Below are 17,013 nucleotides of genomic sequence, written 5' to 3'. Positions count from 1 at the left end.
TTCCGTATCGGCTACCTAATTTAAACCAAAACACTGTTTAGCGGCAGCAACATCAGTTGCTATTTGTACCGTCAATTGTGTTAATGTCTCGAATTTTTTCTCATCGCGAAGTTTTTCAATCAACTCCACGTGCATAAACTGTCCGTAAATATCTTGCGCAAAGTCGAACAAATGAACTTCTAATAATGCGCGTGTTCCATTAAATGTGGGTTTGTTGCCAATATTTGCAACCCCATACACTTTTTTATCGTTTAACGTTACTTGCACCGCAAATACCCCATTCACTGGGCATACTTGACGCTTTAATGCGATATTCGCAGTCCTAAAACCTAGCTCTCGCCCGCGTTTCCAGCCATGAATAACACGCCCTGATATTGCATAATCATGGCCTAACATCGCTTTAGCTTGCACTAACTGACCTTCAGCTAATGCTTGGCGGATCAAAGTGCTGCTTACTCTAGCATTTAATTGGCGAAAACTCGCGGTGCTTTTTACATCCATATGAGCCGCTTGACCCATTTTTGTCAGTAAATTAAAGTCACCTTGGCGTCTTTTCCCAAAGCGAAAATCATCGCCTACGGTTAACGCTTTAACGCCAAGCTTATTGATCAATATATCTGTCACAAATTGCTCAGCTTGCATATTGGCAAATTGTTGATTAAAACTAATGCAAATAACGCGTTCAACACCTAATTCCTTGAGCAAACGTAGTTTGTCTCGTAATCGTGTTAATCGAGCCGGCGCATTGTCTTTAGCAAAAAACTCTTGCGGCTGTGGTTCAAATAACATCACCGTGCTGGGCAAATTATATTTTTTAGCGTCATTGAGTAACCCATTGAGTACTTCAGCATGCCCTAAATGCACGCCATCGAAATTACCAATGGTCAACACACAGCCGTAATGCTGCGTGCGAATATTGTGAATACCTCTAATTAACTCCATGCCAACTAATGCCTTTGTAAGCGTTATGTACCGAGTAAAATTTCACTTGGGTTACAGAATCATCAATTATACCCAAACCACCTCAAGATGCGAGTTTCAGTTGGTTATATAAATCGTTTTTTTTACTTCATTAAAGCGTTGTAACACTTTTTATCGTTTTCAATCGTACACCGAACAAAAACAAGGTCAAAAAATACACGAACCCAGCAAGTACCAATAAACCACCTAATAAAATCACTTGCTCTGTGAAGTGCCATTGCTGCCACATAAATTGGATTGAGGTGTACCAAACAACAGCCCCCATAATCAATGCTCCTATGACACATTTAGTAAAAAACACTAAACTAAAACGAGAGAATTGATATACCTGCTCTTTGCTTAATTGGCGATACAGTAAATACGCATTACAGCTAGCGGACATTGATGTTGCCAACGCTAACCCTAAATAACCAATAAAAGGGGCTAGCATGATATTGAACACCATGTTCAATACTAAGGTGATAATACCTATACGCACAGGGGTCTTGGTATCTTGGCGAGCATAAAAACCGGGCGCTAACACTTTAATTAGCATAAAACTAACGAGCCCGACCGAGTAAGCCATAACACCGAAACTTACAGCCTGAACATGGTCAATATTGTCATCTTTAAATGCACCATGATCAAATAAAACCGAAATGATCAACGGACTGATAATCATCAGGCCAACCATCGCTGGCAGCCCTAAAAATATCACAAACCGCACTCCCCAGTCTAAGGTGTGCTGAAAATCGCTGCCTTTATCACTACTATGTAATTTAGACAACGCAGGCAAAATAACCGTTGCGATACCAATCCCAAATAAACCCAACGGAAACTCAATTAATCTATCGGAGTAATACAACCAAGCGATTGATCCTGTCATCAACAAAGAGGCGATTACTGTATCTAGTAGTAAATTAATTTGACTAATAGATACACCAAATAATGCTGGCAACATCAACTTGCGTACTTTTTTTACATTTTCATCCTGCCATGCCCAGCGTGGTTTACTGAGCATTCTAACTCGATACAAAAATGGCAATTGAAACAACAACTGCACCACCCCACCTACAAACACACCAATGGCAAGTGAATAGGCACCGACAGAAAACTTATCATGTAAAAAATATGCACATGTAATAATCGAAATATTCAATAAAACAGGTGTAAATGCAGCAACCGCAAAACGGTTATAAACATTCATTAACGCACCGCTAAGTGCAACAAGGCTAACAAAAAACAAGTAGGGAAACGTTAATTTTAGTAAGCTGCTCGCTAATTCAAACTTTTCAGCATCTGGGCCACCTTGCCACCAATCAATAAACCAACCAGTACCAAAAAGTCCGGCAATAATTGGCGATGCGATTACACCAATCATGGTGACGATCAGTAAAATAGTCCCTAATGTCCCCGCTGCTTGGGCGACAAAAAGACGAACTTTATCATCACCTTGTTGTTCTTTTATTTCAGATAATACCGGCACAAACGCTTGAGCAAATGCGCCTTCAGCAAATAAACGTCGTAAAAAATTTGGGATGCGATTAGCGAATAAAAAAACGTCGGCTGCGGCTCCGGCTCCCAATAAGTTGGCTACCACCGCATCTCGCACTAATCCTAAAATACGCGATATCATTGTCATTGCACTTACAATCATACCAGAACGAAATAATCCTTTTGCCACCTTAAACTCGCTGTAAAACAATTAAGAAAGGTAATTATGCCTAAAATCTACTGAAAGCACTAGGCTGAGACCACGGGCTTTGTTACAATAGCGATATTAACTGCTAGAGCGGCAACAAATTGATGTTCGTTATTAAGGAGCAGTTTTTCTTGTTATGTCAATTTTTTATTGACATTCATGATTAAAAAAGGCATATTCCACGGCCTTTAAATTAAGCTTATTTTTAAGATTGTTAGGAGCAAACCTTGGCTAACATCAAGTCTGCAAAAAAACGCGCTATCACTAGCGAAAAGAACCGTCAACACAACGCAAGCCGTCGTTCAATGATGCGTACATACTTCAAAAAAGTACTTGTTGCTATTGAAGCTGGCGACAAGGAAGCTGCACAGCAAGCTTTCGCTGTTGCAACACCTATTTTAGACCGTTACGCAACTAAAGGTCTAATTCACAAAAATAAAGCAGCTCGTCATAAGAGCCGCATAGCAGCTAAGATTAAAGCGCTATAATTTATTTTTGCTAGAATATAAAAAACCGGCCTCGGCCGGTTTTTTTATATCTATTTTCTATGGCGCTGAAAAAATAACTCAATAATTTTTAACGCAGCCTAAAGAGTTATTTAATTCACTAGATAATTTGTTATGCGTAATTTTGATATGACTTTAGATTAGGCTATGACTAATTCAGGGTAAAACTTTTTCAACATTGCGGCTATTTTTTTCGGTGTAAATGGTTTTACAACAAACCCTTTAGCGCCTTTATCAATCGCATCTTTTACATTCTCTACCGTAGAATGAGCTGAAACCATCACCACATTTGTCTCAGGATTTATATCGTTTATTTGCGCGATAAGTTCTTTTCCATCGCCATCTGGTAATTCGATATCTAAAAATATAATGTTGTAACTCGCTGCATTACACGCGCTAATGCACTGCGCTGCTGTCGATGCTTCCCTAACGTTTTCAATACCTAAATGCATTAAAGTTTGATTTAAAAAGCTACGTACAGTGCCTACATCGTCCACTATCAAGATTGAAAGCTGCGTATTCATGGTTGATCCCCGTAGGTTATGAACTAGGTTTAAGTTATTATACTTGGGTATATACCTAATAACTTATTTCATTTTATAATCTCATTATAGAGAGCTCTGCTTAAAAGGCCAGATTTGCTTTATGTCTAACAATCAAAAAAAACAATCCTTACTTGGAAAAACACCACAAAGAAGAAAACCGACAACTGCATCAAAAAAAAAGGGGACCAGTCAGCTTCCTAGCTCAATCCAAAGTGTAGATGAGCAACAAATTACAATTGGGGCTAACAACAAAAAAACGAAAGCTAAACTTATTATTACTGGTGTAATTTTACTAATCGCTGTCAGTGTACCTAAGCCACAATTAATAACGTATGAAAAGTTAGGCCTAGTGACGCAAAGTGTTTACTGGCCTGGTATGTTTGGTTACGGTGCCACACTTTTTGATTCAAGCTTGCAGCCTCAAGCCGATCTAACCCGAAACAGCCTTTACTTGTGTCGAAATATGAAGCAGCCTGATAGCTGTCAAAAATATCGAATAACCGAAAATGCAGGCTTTTTTGCTGCGCTCAAAAAGCTAATGATGGATTAAAAAAACTAATCCGAAAAAATAAATTTACTTGGTTGAAAGGTGCGCAAAAACTCACCATAATGGCGCTCCTTTTTTCAACACATGAACAACGATAAAACCATGCTAAACGAGCTTGATTGGCTTTTAAACTTTATACTATTAGCCCTAGGATTAGGGGCATTTTTTATTAACCAACTAACAATATTACGCGTTGCGGCGATTAGCGCCTGCGTTTTACTGTTTTTATCATTTAGTTTAGACCTAATGTCGTCAAGTGTGATCTCAAACATGAGCCTTGTGTTGATTAATACATTTTATTTGTTCAAAGTTTATACCTTTGGTCAATTAAATGTGACGCCTAATTAATATATCCCCCAAGATAATTTTATATGCCTTACTTGGTTTTACTGAGTGAGGTATTTTTTTGTCTAAACTTATTAGCAAAGAAATAACTCGCTTGCACAATAATGCATTAATAAGCTTGTAAAAAAGGAAGAGAGTAAAAACCGAGCACTATGTAAGAAGGATTGACTCGGCTTAGTGATTACTTTTATTTAACTTGGCTTGTTGATTGTTGAGGTTGTTCATCAGCATTAGCTTGGTTAAACCATGCTGACACTCCCATTAGAACAATAGACACCACAATAACACTGAGTTTTACGCCACCTTGTTGTTGTTTCATTATAAACCTTATTATTGTTTTTATTATAAATCGTACGCGTTATAGATTAGCTAAAATTACAAGTGTTAACAATATGTATTTTGCGTTAATTACTTAGATTTTAATAACCTTTTGTTCTATCAACTTGATGATTTAAATCTAGGCCTAATTTTAAACGCTCTACATTTTGTGCAATTTGAGTCGTCACACTATCAAGATCTGACAACGCTGCACAATGTGGTGTTAGTGTGATTTTAGGGTGTTGCCAAAATGGGTGTTCATCACCTAATGGTTCTTGTGTAAATACATCCAAGGTAGCCGCGCGCAATTGCTGTTGGTCTAATGCATGTAGTAGGTCTTTTTCAACCACATGCTGTCCCCTAGATACATTTATTAATACTGCATGTGGTGGTAAATGCGCTAAAAGATTACGGTCTATAATACCTTTTGTTTGTGGTGTTAAAGGCAATAAACACACTAAGTAATCTGCTTTATTGAGTAAATTAGGCAATGCTGCTTGCTGATGTATACAGTTAACATCAGCCATACTTTTTGCGCTTTGCGAAAACGCGCTTACACTAAAGTTATTTATTAAAAGACGTGTAGCGCATGCTTGACCTAACTCACCAAATCCTAAAATAACAACATGCTTATCGCGATAGCTTCGCTTTGGGCACCATTGGTTATCTTGCTGTTTTAATATGTACTCTTTTAAGCGCAGTTTATGCGCCAAAATATGGGCTAATACATACTCAGCCATGTCATGAGCCAAGTTTTCATCAACAATACGTGTAACAACAACATTTTTAGGTAATACATTTAAATCGATGCTGTCTATTCCTGCCCCAAATGATGAAACAGCTTTTAAATTTGGTAGTTGTACCCACATATCTTCAGGGGCAAGCCAGGCAAGAACAAATTCAATATCATTTAAATTATCACAATGTGGCCACTGCGAAATTTTTACATCTGGTAGCTTAGCCTCCAATGCAGTCATTATTTTACTGCAATCACGCCCGCTAATAGCGACAAGTACGCTCATAGAATGCCTATAATAAATAGTATATTTACAATAAGTATAACCTCTGCTGCAATATTTAATCTAATGAGATTCAATTTACGCACTTTAAAAAGTCACACAATTGCAACCTAACTGTCATCGCTTGCTTTTACTCTTTCAATATTGGTTTATCGCCAACATCAAACGAGGTAATAATGATCAGTGTTGATAAAGTAATCGCAGCAAATCTGCCACAACTAGAAAACTCACCTAAAGTTAAAAGTTTAGTTAAAAAAGGCTTAGGGTACTTACTACATGAGCAAGAGTTTGTAGCCTTTGGTGATGCTTACCCTCACTTACAAGGTATTGAGTTTGTAGAACAAGTGCTTGACGAATTAGACTTCGATACTCGCTATAAACCGAAACAAATTGAAAATATCCCCAGTGAAGGTAAATTAGTTATTGTCGCTAATCACCCTATTGGTTCGTTAGATGCGTTAGCATTAATTAAAGTGTTATCAAGCGTTCGCCAAGATTTAAAAGTCGTAGCCAATCGCATGTTGATGTCGGTAACCCCCATGCATTCGTTACTTTTGCCCGTCGATAATTTATCTGGGACAAGTAAAAAGCAAGAGCTTAGTAATATTCACCAACATTTAAAAAGTGAAGGTGCGCTATTGATCTTCCCAGCAGGTGAAGTATCTCGTTTAAGTCCAACAGGTATAAAAGACTGTAAGTGGAATAGTGGTTTTTTACGTATCGCTAAAAAAGCGAACAGCCCTATTTTACCTATTTTTATAAAAGCCAAAAATAGTTCGCTTTTTTATGGTACGTCAATGATTTACAAACCGCTCGCGAGTCTACTACTTGTCAAAGAAATGTTTAAGCAGCGTCAAAAATCATTAGAGTTTGAAATTGGTGCATCAATTCCTCCTGAATCCTACTTAATTGAAAACCTCAAAGACAAAGAGGTCGTTAATTTAATTCGTAAGCAACTCTATGCATTAACATCAAAAAAAATCTTACCGCTTAAAACTCAAACGCCTATCGCAACCTCGGAATGCCGTAAAGAGCTAAAAAAGGCCATAGAGAAATGCCAGCGACTTGGTACCACACAAGATGGGATGCAGATTTACTTGTATCAATATCAAGGCAGCTCACCTATTTTCAGAGAGCTTGGCCGTTTAAGAGAGATCTCTTTTAGAGCTGTGGGAGAAGGCAGTGGAAAACGCCGTGATATTGATAAATACGATATGGACTATCAACATTTAGTCTTGTGGGATAGCTCACAGCTTGAACTCGTCGGCGCATACCGTTTAGCCTGTGCGCAAGATATTATTGAAAAACATGGCCAAAAAGGCTTATACACCGATAGCTTATTTTCATACAGTGATGAAATGGCTCCCTACTTTAAGGCTGGCATAGAGCTTGGCAGAAGTTTCGTACAACCAAAATATTGGGGACGAAAAAGCCTCGATTATTTATGGAATGGCATAGGCGCATTCATAAATACCTACTCTCAGTACCGCTATCTATATGGTGCTGTTAGTGTGTCAAATACGCTCCCAGAGCAAGCTAAAGCGATGCTTGTTTATTACTATCAGCATTACTATGGTGCCAAGCAAACAATAGCCATACCTAATAATGAGTTTAAACTCACAGAGCAACAGCGACTCCAATGCGAAACGCTTTTTTGTGGTAATGATGTTAAAGAAGATTTTGTTGAGCTTAAGCATGTGCTCGCAAACATGGGTGCCCAAGTACCCACTTTATTTAAACAGTACACCGAACTATGTGAGCCTGGCGGCGTACAGTTTTTAAGTTTTAGTGTTGATCCTGATTTCAATAACTGCATTGATGGACTTGTATTAGTTGATCTTGAAAAAGTAAAAGAAGGCAAAGCCAAAAGATATTTAGGAAAGACCTAAGAACGCAAAGGTGTATAAAATAAAGACGACCAGCCATCTAGCTTATTTACTAAACCTACTTTGATCCGTAACGTGAATTTAAGCTCACTGTATGCCATCAAAAGTAGTTTTTATGTAAAGGTATGATACAGTGGTTGTACATAAATTATTGACAGACTAGCTATGAAAAGGTCCCTGTTATTTTTATCTTTTATCATTATTTTTTCGGTAGTTAGCATTCAATTATTAGTGATCCCTCATTTTGAAAGTAACGTGAGGTACCCAACTGAAAAATGGGCATTAGAGTTTTTAACCTCAGGCTCTACGGATCTTCTTGCTCAACAATTACAATCCATACCTAAACACCAGAGAATAGCTTACTTACAAACCATACAGGCCAATTTTGGCTTTGAACTTACCTTACAAGACTATCAACAAAATGATTTTTCAAGTGAGCAGCAATCTTGGCTCGCAGAGAATAAAATTTGGGGAGACCCGCAAGCAGATTTAGCTTATCGAAAAATAGATAACGAGCAGCTGTTAGTGATTGTAAAACCTAATACGGTACCTAAGCATCTGGTCAACGAGGCACAACGTTGGATGATGGGCTCTTTTTACTTACTAAGCAATATTTTAGCGAAACACCCGCAGCACAATTGGCCGTCGATAATTGATTCGCTCAGTGATAATTTTTCATACCCCGTTGCACTAATGACATTGAGTGAATTAACTTACACAAAGCAACAAATAGCCCAATTGAAAACAGGGGCTATTGTGACCATATCCACTGCGGATTCTAATTTTATTGGCTATCCCGCTGACATTGCCGTACAGCGAATCAAAAATAGCGATAAAGTAATTGTACTTGGCCCTTTTAGCCCTCAACTAAAGGGCAAAGTGGTGTACATGTTAAGTATCTTTTATTTTATATTCGGCTTTTTTCTGCTTATACCAATTATAATATGGTTAATTCCTGGCTGGCGCTCTATGTTATCGCTCAATAAAGTTGCGATATTACTTGGACAAGGTAAATTTGATGCTCGCGCTAAGCTAATTCGTTTTAGCCATCTAAACCATTTATCCAAAACGTTTAATATCATGGCCGAAAAAATACAACGTCTTATCTCTTCTCATAAAACCCTGATAAATGCTGTATCACATGAATTGCGAACCCCCATTGCACGCATTGAATTCAATATTGAATTACTTAGAAATAGTACAGCCAATAACTATCAACTTGGGCAACTAGAGCGGATTGAATTATCTTTGAATGAACTAAATTCATTAGTGTCAGAAATGCTTACACATGCTCGATTTGAGCGTGAAATACCGACACTTACATTTGCAGCCGTTGAACTTAATCATTGGATAAAACAAGAGTTATTATGTTGGCAAGAGGCCAATCCAGATATTGACATTGTCTTACTTGAACAAGGCATTTGCCATGCAATGATTGATACGTTTTATATGAGCCGCGCATTAAGTAATTTAATGCGCAATGCCATCGCGTATGGAAGAAACCATATTCAAGTAAGCTATGAACAAACCGTGAAAGGCTGGCTTATTTGTGTTGCGGATAACGGTGATGGTATACCTTTATCCAATGCTGAGAAGGTATTTGAACCATTCTATCGAGAAGATCAAAGTCGTAATTTGCAAGTCGGAGGAACCGGACTAGGCCTTGCAATCGTTAAACAAATTTTAGGCTGGCATGAAGGAACCGCGAGTGTTGAGCCATCAAGCTTAGGTGGTGCGTGTTTCATGCTAAATTGGCCAGCCAAACGCATACATCAAGAATCCACATAGAGAATAATAAATGAAAACAAAAATTTTAGTGGTAGAAGATGATTTACCGCTTGCTGAGTCAATTCAAGAGTATTTAACGATTGAAGGCTATCAGGTTGAAATAGAATCAAATGGCGAGCATGCGGTCTCCCGTATTTTTCAGTGGCAGCCAGCTCTGGTGCTGCTTGACGTTATGTTACCGAACAAGGATGGCTTAACGGTATGCCGCGAAGTAAGGCAGTCATACAGCGGCTATATTTTGATGTTTACTGCACGAGAAGAAGAAATTGATCAGGTTGTAGGGCTTGAAATTGGTGCCGACGATTATTTACTAAAGCCGGTGAAACCTCGCTTACTACTGGCAAAAATTAAAGCTTTTTTAAGACGTGGACATCCCACAGATCCACTCGCCATAAAGCCACAAACGAAAGAATCTATAACGTTTGGGCAATTAATAATTAATACACATAACCGGACAGTCTCTTTAGCAACGCAACATATCCAGCTCACAGACGGCGAATATGACCTACTGCTACTACTTGCTAAAAATGCAGGAGTTATTCTTTCACGTAGTGACATTGTTGAACAAATAAAAGGTTATCACTATGATGGTATTGAACGTGGTGTTGATAATCATATTAGTCAGATACGCAAGAAGCTCGGTGACAATGCGCGTAATCCAATAAAAATTAAGACTATCCGTTCCAAAGGCTACTTATTTGTGGTTAGTGCATGGTAGTTATGGGTGGATATGGCGCTATACCCTAAATATAGAAGTAGCGCCTTTGAGAGACTTGAACTTTGGATAATATACCCAAACCACCTCAAGATGCGAGTTTCAGTTGGAATTTAAAGCGATTTAGGCAAGGCATTGATTGCAAGTAATAGTGGTTCTATTGTTAAAATCAATAACGCAGTATAAATCGCTTTAAAACCAACCCGTTGGGCGTTTCACAGGCACTTACTCTCATCGTTGTTACTTCTTAAAAGGGACTGCCATTGTTGCAAAGTAACGCCTTGATATTAAGCCCCTGTGAAACGCTGAATTCTGCATCTTGAGGTGGCTTGGGTATACATCTTTCTCAGCAACTACTTCACGCTAACCAGATAAGTTTTAATCTAAGGTTATTCTTGAGCCATTACACGTTTACCATTGCTATCGACAACGAGTAAATATGATGCACCAAAATTACCCCCACATAAATCGATAGCCTGATTGGCAACTTTTAGGCCATTAGCGCAGTTACTAACCGCTAAAAACTCTGTGACACGGCCCTTTTTTGTAATTAATACTTTTTTATCATCAATTGAAACATCATACTCACCGTAGGCAAATAAACGTACATTAAATACATCGGCAGTATTGCTTTGTTTTTTATCAATCACAGACAAAGCCCGTTCACCTGAAGATTGCCAAGCAATAACCCATAAATCATCATTATTACTCAAGGTTGTATTTATGCGTTCCTCTTTATTCGCATTGATACTGTCTTTAACCCCCAAGTTAATCATATTATTAATTACTTTATAACTGTAGTTATAGCGACTACCCACAGCATTGGCCTCCACATCGCCCGAAGCGATATTATCACTATCAAATAAACCGCTATAGCCGGTGCTAATACTCCTTTTTTTGACATGAAAGTCAGCCATATAATCCAATGAATTTATAAAAGACATATTTACTTGATGGGTTAATTTATCATCTAATTCATCCGTGCTTTCACCACATCCACTTAAAGCAGCTGTCACACCAAACAACAGTGCAATACTAAATCCTTTATTACTGGTGCTCATAATAATCTCCATAATGTTTAATTTATCAACGCTAAAAATCGCACTAAACGCTTTTATTACTTTAATAATTTTTTATTAATCAATTACTAAGCATTACATTTCGAATAGCGAAATTGACTGAAAAAATGTTAGCATATTCTTTATGAGACATCTCTCAGCGCTTGTCGGACATTGTCAGGAATTGTCTGTTGATAATGAGCTTTTAGCTTAATGATGACCTTGCGTTATATACCCAAGCCACCTCAGACGCCGTTTCAGTTGGAGTTAAAAGCAATTTAGGCAAGGCATTGATTGCAAATAATGGTTGTTCCCTTGTTAAAATCATTCCCTTATAAAAGTAACGCAGTATAAATTGCTTTAAACCAACCCTTGGGCGTTTCACAGGCGCTTACTCTCATCGTTGTTACTTCTTAAAAGGGACTGCCATTGTTGCAAAGTAACGCCTTGATATTAAGCCCTGTGAAACGCTGAAGTCTGCATCTTGAGGTGGCTTGGGTATAGTCAGCTGGCATGGCTAATAAATACCCGTTCTAAAAGCTGTGTGTATATTTGCTCAATTTTTAGTAAGTCATTAATAGGCACATGCTCGTTCACTTGGTGGATGGTATTATTTCTTACCCCGCATTCAATCACTTGGGTATAATCATTAGCAAAAAACCGCCCATCAGAAGTCCCGCCACTGGTACTTAATAAAGGATAGCTGCCTGTCACATTAAAAATAGCTTGTTCAACTTGAGTCAATAAGCAGCGACGCGTTTGATGACTAGTATAAAAAGGCTCACACGGACGCTCCCATTCCACACTCAGCAAAGCTTGTAGATCGCCTAACGCGAATTGAATTTCATTTTTTATATCACTGCTTTTATAACCATGGCTATAACGAATATTAAATGTCATTTCACACCGTGCTGGCACCATGTTATCAACAACATTAGCAATATTAATCCCTGTTACTTGCAAGCTCGTATGTGAACTTGGCTCGTCACGCTGCCACGTTATACCAGCCAAACGCTTGATTACTTCTGCACTTAAATGGGCTGCATTTATGGTGTTTTCTGGATAAGCAACATGCCCTGCTTTGCCGTTGATCACTAACCGCGCAGACAGTGCACCTCGACGGCCATTTTTGATTGTATCACCAACATGCAAATGACTGGTTGGCTCACCGACAATGCAGCCGTCAAGTTTGATACCTTGTTGCGCTAAACGCTCTGCAATCAGTAGTGAACCATATTCCGCCTCTCCTTCTTCATCAGAGGTGATCAGCCAGTAAAAAGTACCTTCTTTTGCAGCTGCGTTAGCCAGTAACGTACGACTAGCACATAACATGGCGGCAACGCCTCCTTTCATATCAGCAGCGCCGCGGCCATAAATAGCGCCATCAATAATAGCACCTGAAAATGGTTCTGCTCGCCACTGCTCACTTGTCGCGGGTACAACATCAATGTGCCCAGAGAATGCAACTAAAGGCCCATCTCCAAACTCTATTTTTGCTATAAGATTTGTTACGCCTTTATAGGTAAATTGATCGCACGTAAATCCTAAATTCGAAAGTTGATCATTTAGCCAGTCTATGGCGCCAGCTTGATTTGGGGTCACCGATTTAAATTTAATAAGCGTGCGTAGCCAGTCAACAACTTTAGGCTGCGCGTGTATTTGTAATGATGGGGTTCGTGCTAAAAACATATCAACACACAAAATGCAATAAAGGTAGCTTTATTACAACCGTGTTTTATGACTGGGATATGTCAGTTTATAGAAATAAACATGACTGATTTATAAAACGAATAGAACACGCCTCAAGTCAATCATTATTATGATAAAGGCATCTAAACATTAATCTAAATCAAACAATCTTTTTAGATCCAATAATCTGCTTATAAACATTGATCTAGAACAGTTTCTTATTTCGAATTTACTTGATAATAGACTCAATTCAAAAAAAGTAGTTCTCGGAGAACAGCATGAAAAAACAACTTAGCGCAGCGTTATTCACCTCTCTTTTAATCGCGTCTCCTTTTGCCAGTGCAGATTTTAGCGTAAACGTAGGTGCTATAAACGTAAATCCTGATAATAGCAGCTCAGCAATCAATGAAGACTCAACTCTTGGTCTAAAAGGTGATTCTGATACACAGCTTGGTATTACTATTGATTATGCATTTAATGATAACTGGGTTTTAGAGTTAGTTGCTGCAACACCTTTCTCTCATGATGTTGACGGTACAGGTGGTTTAGCTGGCAATAAAATTGCTAATATTAAGCATTTACCACCATCACTTATTGCTCAATATCACTTTTTAGACAGTGCATCTGCATTTCGCCCATTCGTAGGTGTTGGTGTTAACTATACGGTATTTTTCGACGAACAACCTTCAGCGGCACTTAAATCAGTACTTGGCACTGACGATGTTCAAGTGAAGTTAGATGATTCATTCGGCTTTGTAGCACAAGCAGGTGTTAACTACATGTTTAATCAAAGCTGGGGATTGCATGCAATGGTATCTGTAATGGATATTGAGACTGATGCAACTGTCTACGCAAAAGGCGCACAGGCACTTACTTCAACCGTTAAAATTGACCCGGTTGTTGCAATGTTAGGTGTTAAGTATAAGTTTTAAATTTGTAGATACTAAAAATATACTTTAAAAAGGCCTTTCGGCCTTTTTTGTTTTTTCGTATTAAAATCAGCGAGACAAGTTAGTTACTTTTTTCTGTTCAAGCATTTCCTTCCAATGCATTATTTCTGGGGGCAAAATAGGTGCTACGCCATCAAACCCCGCAACCTCTAACATCTCTTCAACGCTAACAACGCCTTTTTTACGCTTAAACACCCCTCTAACATATGCAATAGCATGAAGGCCACGATCAGAGTGAAACTTCTGTTCTATATAGAAATATTTATGGTCCCAACCAACTAGTCGCGTACTCACTGTATAACGCTGCATCGGCTTGATATCACGAATATAAGTAATCGCAGTTGCATTGACGATGGGAAACCAGCGTTTTTTTAATATCGGCCCCAATAACCCCACCCTTTCAGTCATCCATGTTCGCGCCAAATCCATCATGGCTAAGTAACGAGAGTTTGTCAGGTGCAAATTAATATCACAATCAGTCGGTAACGCTTTGTAATCAATATCAACTGTATCTAATAGCGGCTGATAAACACGATTACGTTTGATTTTAAAAAAAAGTAATAAAAGACGAAAATAGAGGTTCACAATTAAAGGTCTAACCAGTTAATAATACAACCGAGTGTAGCACAGCATCTTGCAATGGAGAATATTCTGCTCTAATCTCAAAGTTCACTATTTTTAAAAAGTACGCATCATTATGATTAAACCTGTCTTTTACTTAGGTGTTTTATTCACACTTTTTAGCAGCTATGCATGGGCTGATTTTGATTATCCGGGAGAAGGAAAGGTTAGCTACCCTACTGGTGTAGAAAAACCGTTTAAATTCGGCTTTGGTTGGCAAAAAAACAATGAGCAATTTACCATTGGAACTAAAAGTTACAATATGCAATTACCAGAATCATATTCCATTGCTATAACGCTTTCTAAAGATGAGCAGCAAATCTGGGTGCAAGAATTTAACAATGGTTTTATTGAAGGGTTTAACTGGAAAATAGGCGAGCACACTTTAGCACTTGAAAAACGTCAGTTTAAAGATCCTGTCAAAGGAAATTATGTGATTAGTTTAGATAATAAAAATTACTTTTTTGCTCGTAACAATATCAGCATAATGATTAAATTTAGCGAAGAAGGGATTGAGACAATCGCTATTGATGGCGTCACTAAAGATATGGGCACTAAACAATAGTGCCCATAAATAATTGCAAACTTACACTTTTACTGTTTTACGGTTAATACCATAATCACGTAATTTATTCGCAACAGCTGTGTGGCTTAAACCTAACCGTTTAGCTAGTTGACGTGAACTTGGGTAAGCTGGGTAAAGTTTACGTAATAACGTTGCTTCAAAGCGCTTTACCGCTTGATCTAAAGAGCCTTCAAAATCAGACTCTAAATAGCCCAAGTCATGTGTAAATGTGGGTAACTGAAGATGCTCTACACGTAGTTCATTGTCATCTAATAATGATACCGCGCGGTAAATCGCATTTTCGAGCTGACGCACATTACCCGGCCATGGGTAATCTTGCAAGAACGCTAAGCACTCAGCCGATAGTTCAGGTATAGCATGGCCATTTTGCTGTGCATATTTTTGAATAAAGTGCTCAGCCAATGGACCTACATCAGCCCTACGGTCTCTCAGTGGCGCTATTTCAAGTGTCAGGACGTTAATTCGATAATATAAATCTTCTCTAAACGTTCCCTCTTGCACCATTGCTGGTAAATCTTTCTGCGTCGCGGCAATAATGCGAACATTCACTTTCACTTCGTTCTCATCGCCTACTTTTCGAAATGTACCATCTTGTAAAAAGCGTAATAGTTTGGTTTGTAATTGCGTAGACATTTCGCCCACTTCATCCAAAAATACCGTACCACCATCCGCTTGTTCAAGCACACCACGTTTTGGTGCAGCATTTTCTTCGTAACCTGCATAGCCAAATAATTCAGATTCTGCTACATCATCAGGTAATGAAGCACATGACAATGCAATGAACGGCTTGACTGAACGATTTGACGCATAATGGCATGCACGCGCAAGCAGCTCTTTACCAGTACCTGTTTCACCGGTAATTAAAATAGGCGCTTCCAATTGTGCCATTTTACGTGCTTCACGCACAACTCGTCGCATTGCGGTACTAAAATTATGAATGGTTGCAAAACTCTCTTGCCCATAACGACGAAATGCGCTGACTTGCTGTCCCAACCGACTCTGTGATTTGATGTTGATTACAGCGCCCGCCAATACATCGCCTTCAGCACCTTGCGGCACTGCTATTGGTAAAATGTCAGCAATAAAATCTTCACCTGCAACTTCAACACGTGTTGTTTGGCCTAAAACTTCTTTCCCTTCCAGCCAGCGTGTAAAATTAAAGCCTTTTAATAGATTATTAATATTCGAGCCGAGAATCTCTTTTTCACTCAGCTGTAAGTCTTTACATGCGGCATCATTGCATAACCTAACCCAGCCTTTAGCATCAATAGATATAACGCCATCAGGTAACGCACGCAATAAAGTATTAAGTTCGTTATGCTCACGTTCAGAAGGTAAAAAAGCAGTAGTTCGAACATCTTTAACACCATCAATCAATCGTATTGATGGCATAATTTTTTGGAACTGTTCAAACTCAATCGGGGGGAAGCTGACGTACATACGACAGTTCACTGAATCAACTTCAATACCTTTCAAATCAACTTGATAATTGACCAAAATATTAAGTATTTCTTGAGCAATACCGATGCGGTCTGCACAATGAATATCTAAACGCATTATATCCTCAAAAAAAGAGACATTTATATATCACGGATAATACGCGAACTCCTCTAGAGAGGATAGTCAATTGTAAAGATATTTGGACAAGGCTGAAATAAATAATCTAAACATGGCCGTTATTGAATAATAAATACTATAATTTAGGATTGAACAAATTAAAAAATATCAAATGTTTGGCTGGTTGCTAATACAACTATACATTCCGTATAATGAAAACG

At 38.4% G+C, this 17,013-nt stretch carries 17 protein-coding genes; 8 read left to right on the top strand and 9 right to left on the bottom strand.

Features of this window, described 5'->3' with window-relative positions; translation table 11 throughout:
- Positions 1–15: 15 nt before the first annotated feature.
- Both ribF and murJ read right to left on the bottom strand, forming a co-directional pair.
- Entirely contained in the window at positions 16–942 is a 927-nt protein-coding gene (gene ribF, locus ACJJVX_RS11255; protein ID WP_054205134.1) for a bifunctional riboflavin kinase/FAD synthetase, read from the bottom strand.
- 130 nt (positions 943–1,072) lie between these two features.
- The gene (murJ, locus tag ACJJVX_RS11250; RefSeq protein ID WP_405631555.1) at positions 1,073–2,602 is read right to left on the bottom strand and encodes a murein biosynthesis integral membrane protein MurJ; all 1,530 of its coding nucleotides are present in this window, start codon (positions 2,600–2,602) and stop codon (positions 1,073–1,075) included.
- A 287-nt stretch (positions 2,603–2,889) separates the two neighbouring features.
- On the opposite strand from murJ, the gene rpsT reads away from it, so the two are divergent.
- Positions 2,890–3,150, top strand: a complete 261-nt coding sequence (rpsT, locus tag ACJJVX_RS11245) for a 30S ribosomal protein S20 (RefSeq protein ID WP_054205133.1) — start codon at positions 2,890–2,892, stop codon at positions 3,148–3,150.
- Between the two features lie 158 nt (positions 3,151–3,308).
- On the opposite strand, the gene ACJJVX_RS11240 is transcribed toward rpsT, so the two are convergent.
- The gene (locus tag ACJJVX_RS11240) at positions 3,309–3,692 is read right to left on the bottom strand and encodes a response regulator (protein WP_054205132.1); all 384 of its coding nucleotides are present in this window, start codon (positions 3,690–3,692) and stop codon (positions 3,309–3,311) included.
- A gap of 121 nt (positions 3,693–3,813) precedes the next feature.
- Here ACJJVX_RS11240 and ACJJVX_RS11235 point away from each other — a divergent pair, with 121 nt between their 5' ends.
- Complete coding sequence (locus tag ACJJVX_RS11235; RefSeq protein WP_054205131.1) at positions 3,814–4,263, top strand: hypothetical protein; 450 nt, start codon at positions 3,814–3,816, stop codon at positions 4,261–4,263.
- A gap of 99 nt (positions 4,264–4,362) precedes the next feature.
- Complete coding sequence (locus ACJJVX_RS11230; RefSeq protein ID WP_054205204.1) at positions 4,363–4,608, top strand: hypothetical protein; 246 nt, start codon at positions 4,363–4,365, stop codon at positions 4,606–4,608.
- A gap of 184 nt (positions 4,609–4,792) precedes the next feature.
- On the opposite strand, the gene ACJJVX_RS11225 is transcribed toward ACJJVX_RS11230, so the two are convergent.
- Both ACJJVX_RS11225 and ACJJVX_RS11220 read right to left on the bottom strand, forming a co-directional pair.
- The gene (locus ACJJVX_RS11225; protein ID WP_269432715.1) at positions 4,793–4,924 is read right to left on the bottom strand and encodes a hypothetical protein; all 132 of its coding nucleotides are present in this window, start codon (positions 4,922–4,924) and stop codon (positions 4,793–4,795) included.
- Positions 4,925–5,024: 100 nt separating this feature from the next.
- Complete coding sequence (locus tag ACJJVX_RS11220; protein WP_054205130.1) at positions 5,025–5,945, bottom strand: glyoxylate/hydroxypyruvate reductase A; 921 nt, start codon at positions 5,943–5,945, stop codon at positions 5,025–5,027.
- 173 nt (positions 5,946–6,118) lie between these two features.
- On the opposite strand from ACJJVX_RS11220, the gene ACJJVX_RS11215 reads away from it, so the two are divergent.
- From ACJJVX_RS11215 to ACJJVX_RS11205, 3 genes are all read left to right on the top strand, one after another.
- Positions 6,119–7,831 (top strand): lysophospholipid acyltransferase family protein, encoded by a 1,713-nt coding sequence (locus ACJJVX_RS11215; protein WP_054205129.1) that lies wholly within the window; start codon positions 6,119–6,121, stop codon positions 7,829–7,831.
- 162 nt (positions 7,832–7,993) lie between these two features.
- On the top strand, positions 7,994–9,616 hold the full coding sequence (locus ACJJVX_RS11210) for an ATP-binding protein (protein ID WP_405631493.1): 1,623 nt from the start codon (positions 7,994–7,996) through the stop codon (positions 9,614–9,616).
- 10 nt (positions 9,617–9,626) lie between these two features.
- Positions 9,627–10,334: a response regulator gene (locus tag ACJJVX_RS11205; protein ID WP_405631491.1), complete on the top strand. Its 708-nt coding sequence runs from the start codon at positions 9,627–9,629 to the stop codon at positions 10,332–10,334.
- Between the two features lie 386 nt (positions 10,335–10,720).
- On the opposite strand, the gene ACJJVX_RS11200 is transcribed toward ACJJVX_RS11205, so the two are convergent.
- Positions 10,721–11,392, bottom strand: a complete 672-nt coding sequence (locus ACJJVX_RS11200) for a hypothetical protein (RefSeq protein WP_054205126.1) — start codon at positions 11,390–11,392, stop codon at positions 10,721–10,723.
- A gap of 501 nt (positions 11,393–11,893) precedes the next feature.
- A complete protein-coding gene (gene dapE / locus ACJJVX_RS11195; protein WP_405631489.1) occupies positions 11,894–13,078 on the bottom strand; it encodes a succinyl-diaminopimelate desuccinylase in 1,185 nt (394 codons plus the stop codon).
- Positions 13,079–13,356: 278 nt separating this feature from the next.
- On the opposite strand from dapE, the gene ACJJVX_RS11190 reads away from it, so the two are divergent.
- Complete coding sequence (locus ACJJVX_RS11190; protein WP_054205124.1) at positions 13,357–14,010, top strand: OmpW family protein; 654 nt, start codon at positions 13,357–13,359, stop codon at positions 14,008–14,010.
- A gap of 66 nt (positions 14,011–14,076) precedes the next feature.
- Here the strand turns inward: ACJJVX_RS11190 and ACJJVX_RS11185 are convergent, their stop codons facing one another.
- Positions 14,077–14,613 carry a thioesterase family protein gene (locus ACJJVX_RS11185; protein WP_054453304.1) on the bottom strand — a complete coding sequence of 179 codons (537 nt, stop codon included), beginning with the start codon at positions 14,611–14,613 and terminating at the stop codon, positions 14,077–14,079.
- A 112-nt stretch (positions 14,614–14,725) separates the two neighbouring features.
- Between ACJJVX_RS11185 and ACJJVX_RS11180 the strand changes: the two genes are divergently transcribed.
- Positions 14,726–15,214 carry a hypothetical protein gene (locus ACJJVX_RS11180; RefSeq protein ID WP_405631487.1) on the top strand — a complete coding sequence of 163 codons (489 nt, stop codon included), beginning with the start codon at positions 14,726–14,728 and terminating at the stop codon, positions 15,212–15,214.
- 21 nt (positions 15,215–15,235) lie between these two features.
- Here ACJJVX_RS11180 and tyrR read toward each other — a convergent pair whose 3' ends face one another.
- Positions 15,236–16,792 carry a transcriptional regulator TyrR gene (gene tyrR / locus ACJJVX_RS11175; protein ID WP_054205121.1) on the bottom strand — a complete coding sequence of 519 codons (1,557 nt, stop codon included), beginning with the start codon at positions 16,790–16,792 and terminating at the stop codon, positions 15,236–15,238.
- Positions 16,793–17,013: the final 221 nt, after the last annotated feature.

It is taken from the genome of Pseudoalteromonas sp. Ld20, from assembly GCF_045064175.1.
Lineage (GTDB): Bacteria > Pseudomonadota > Gammaproteobacteria > Enterobacterales > Alteromonadaceae > Pseudoalteromonas > Pseudoalteromonas neustonica.
The sequence above is the reverse complement of the archived record's forward strand: the minus strand, read 5'-3'. Positions and strand labels throughout refer to the sequence as shown.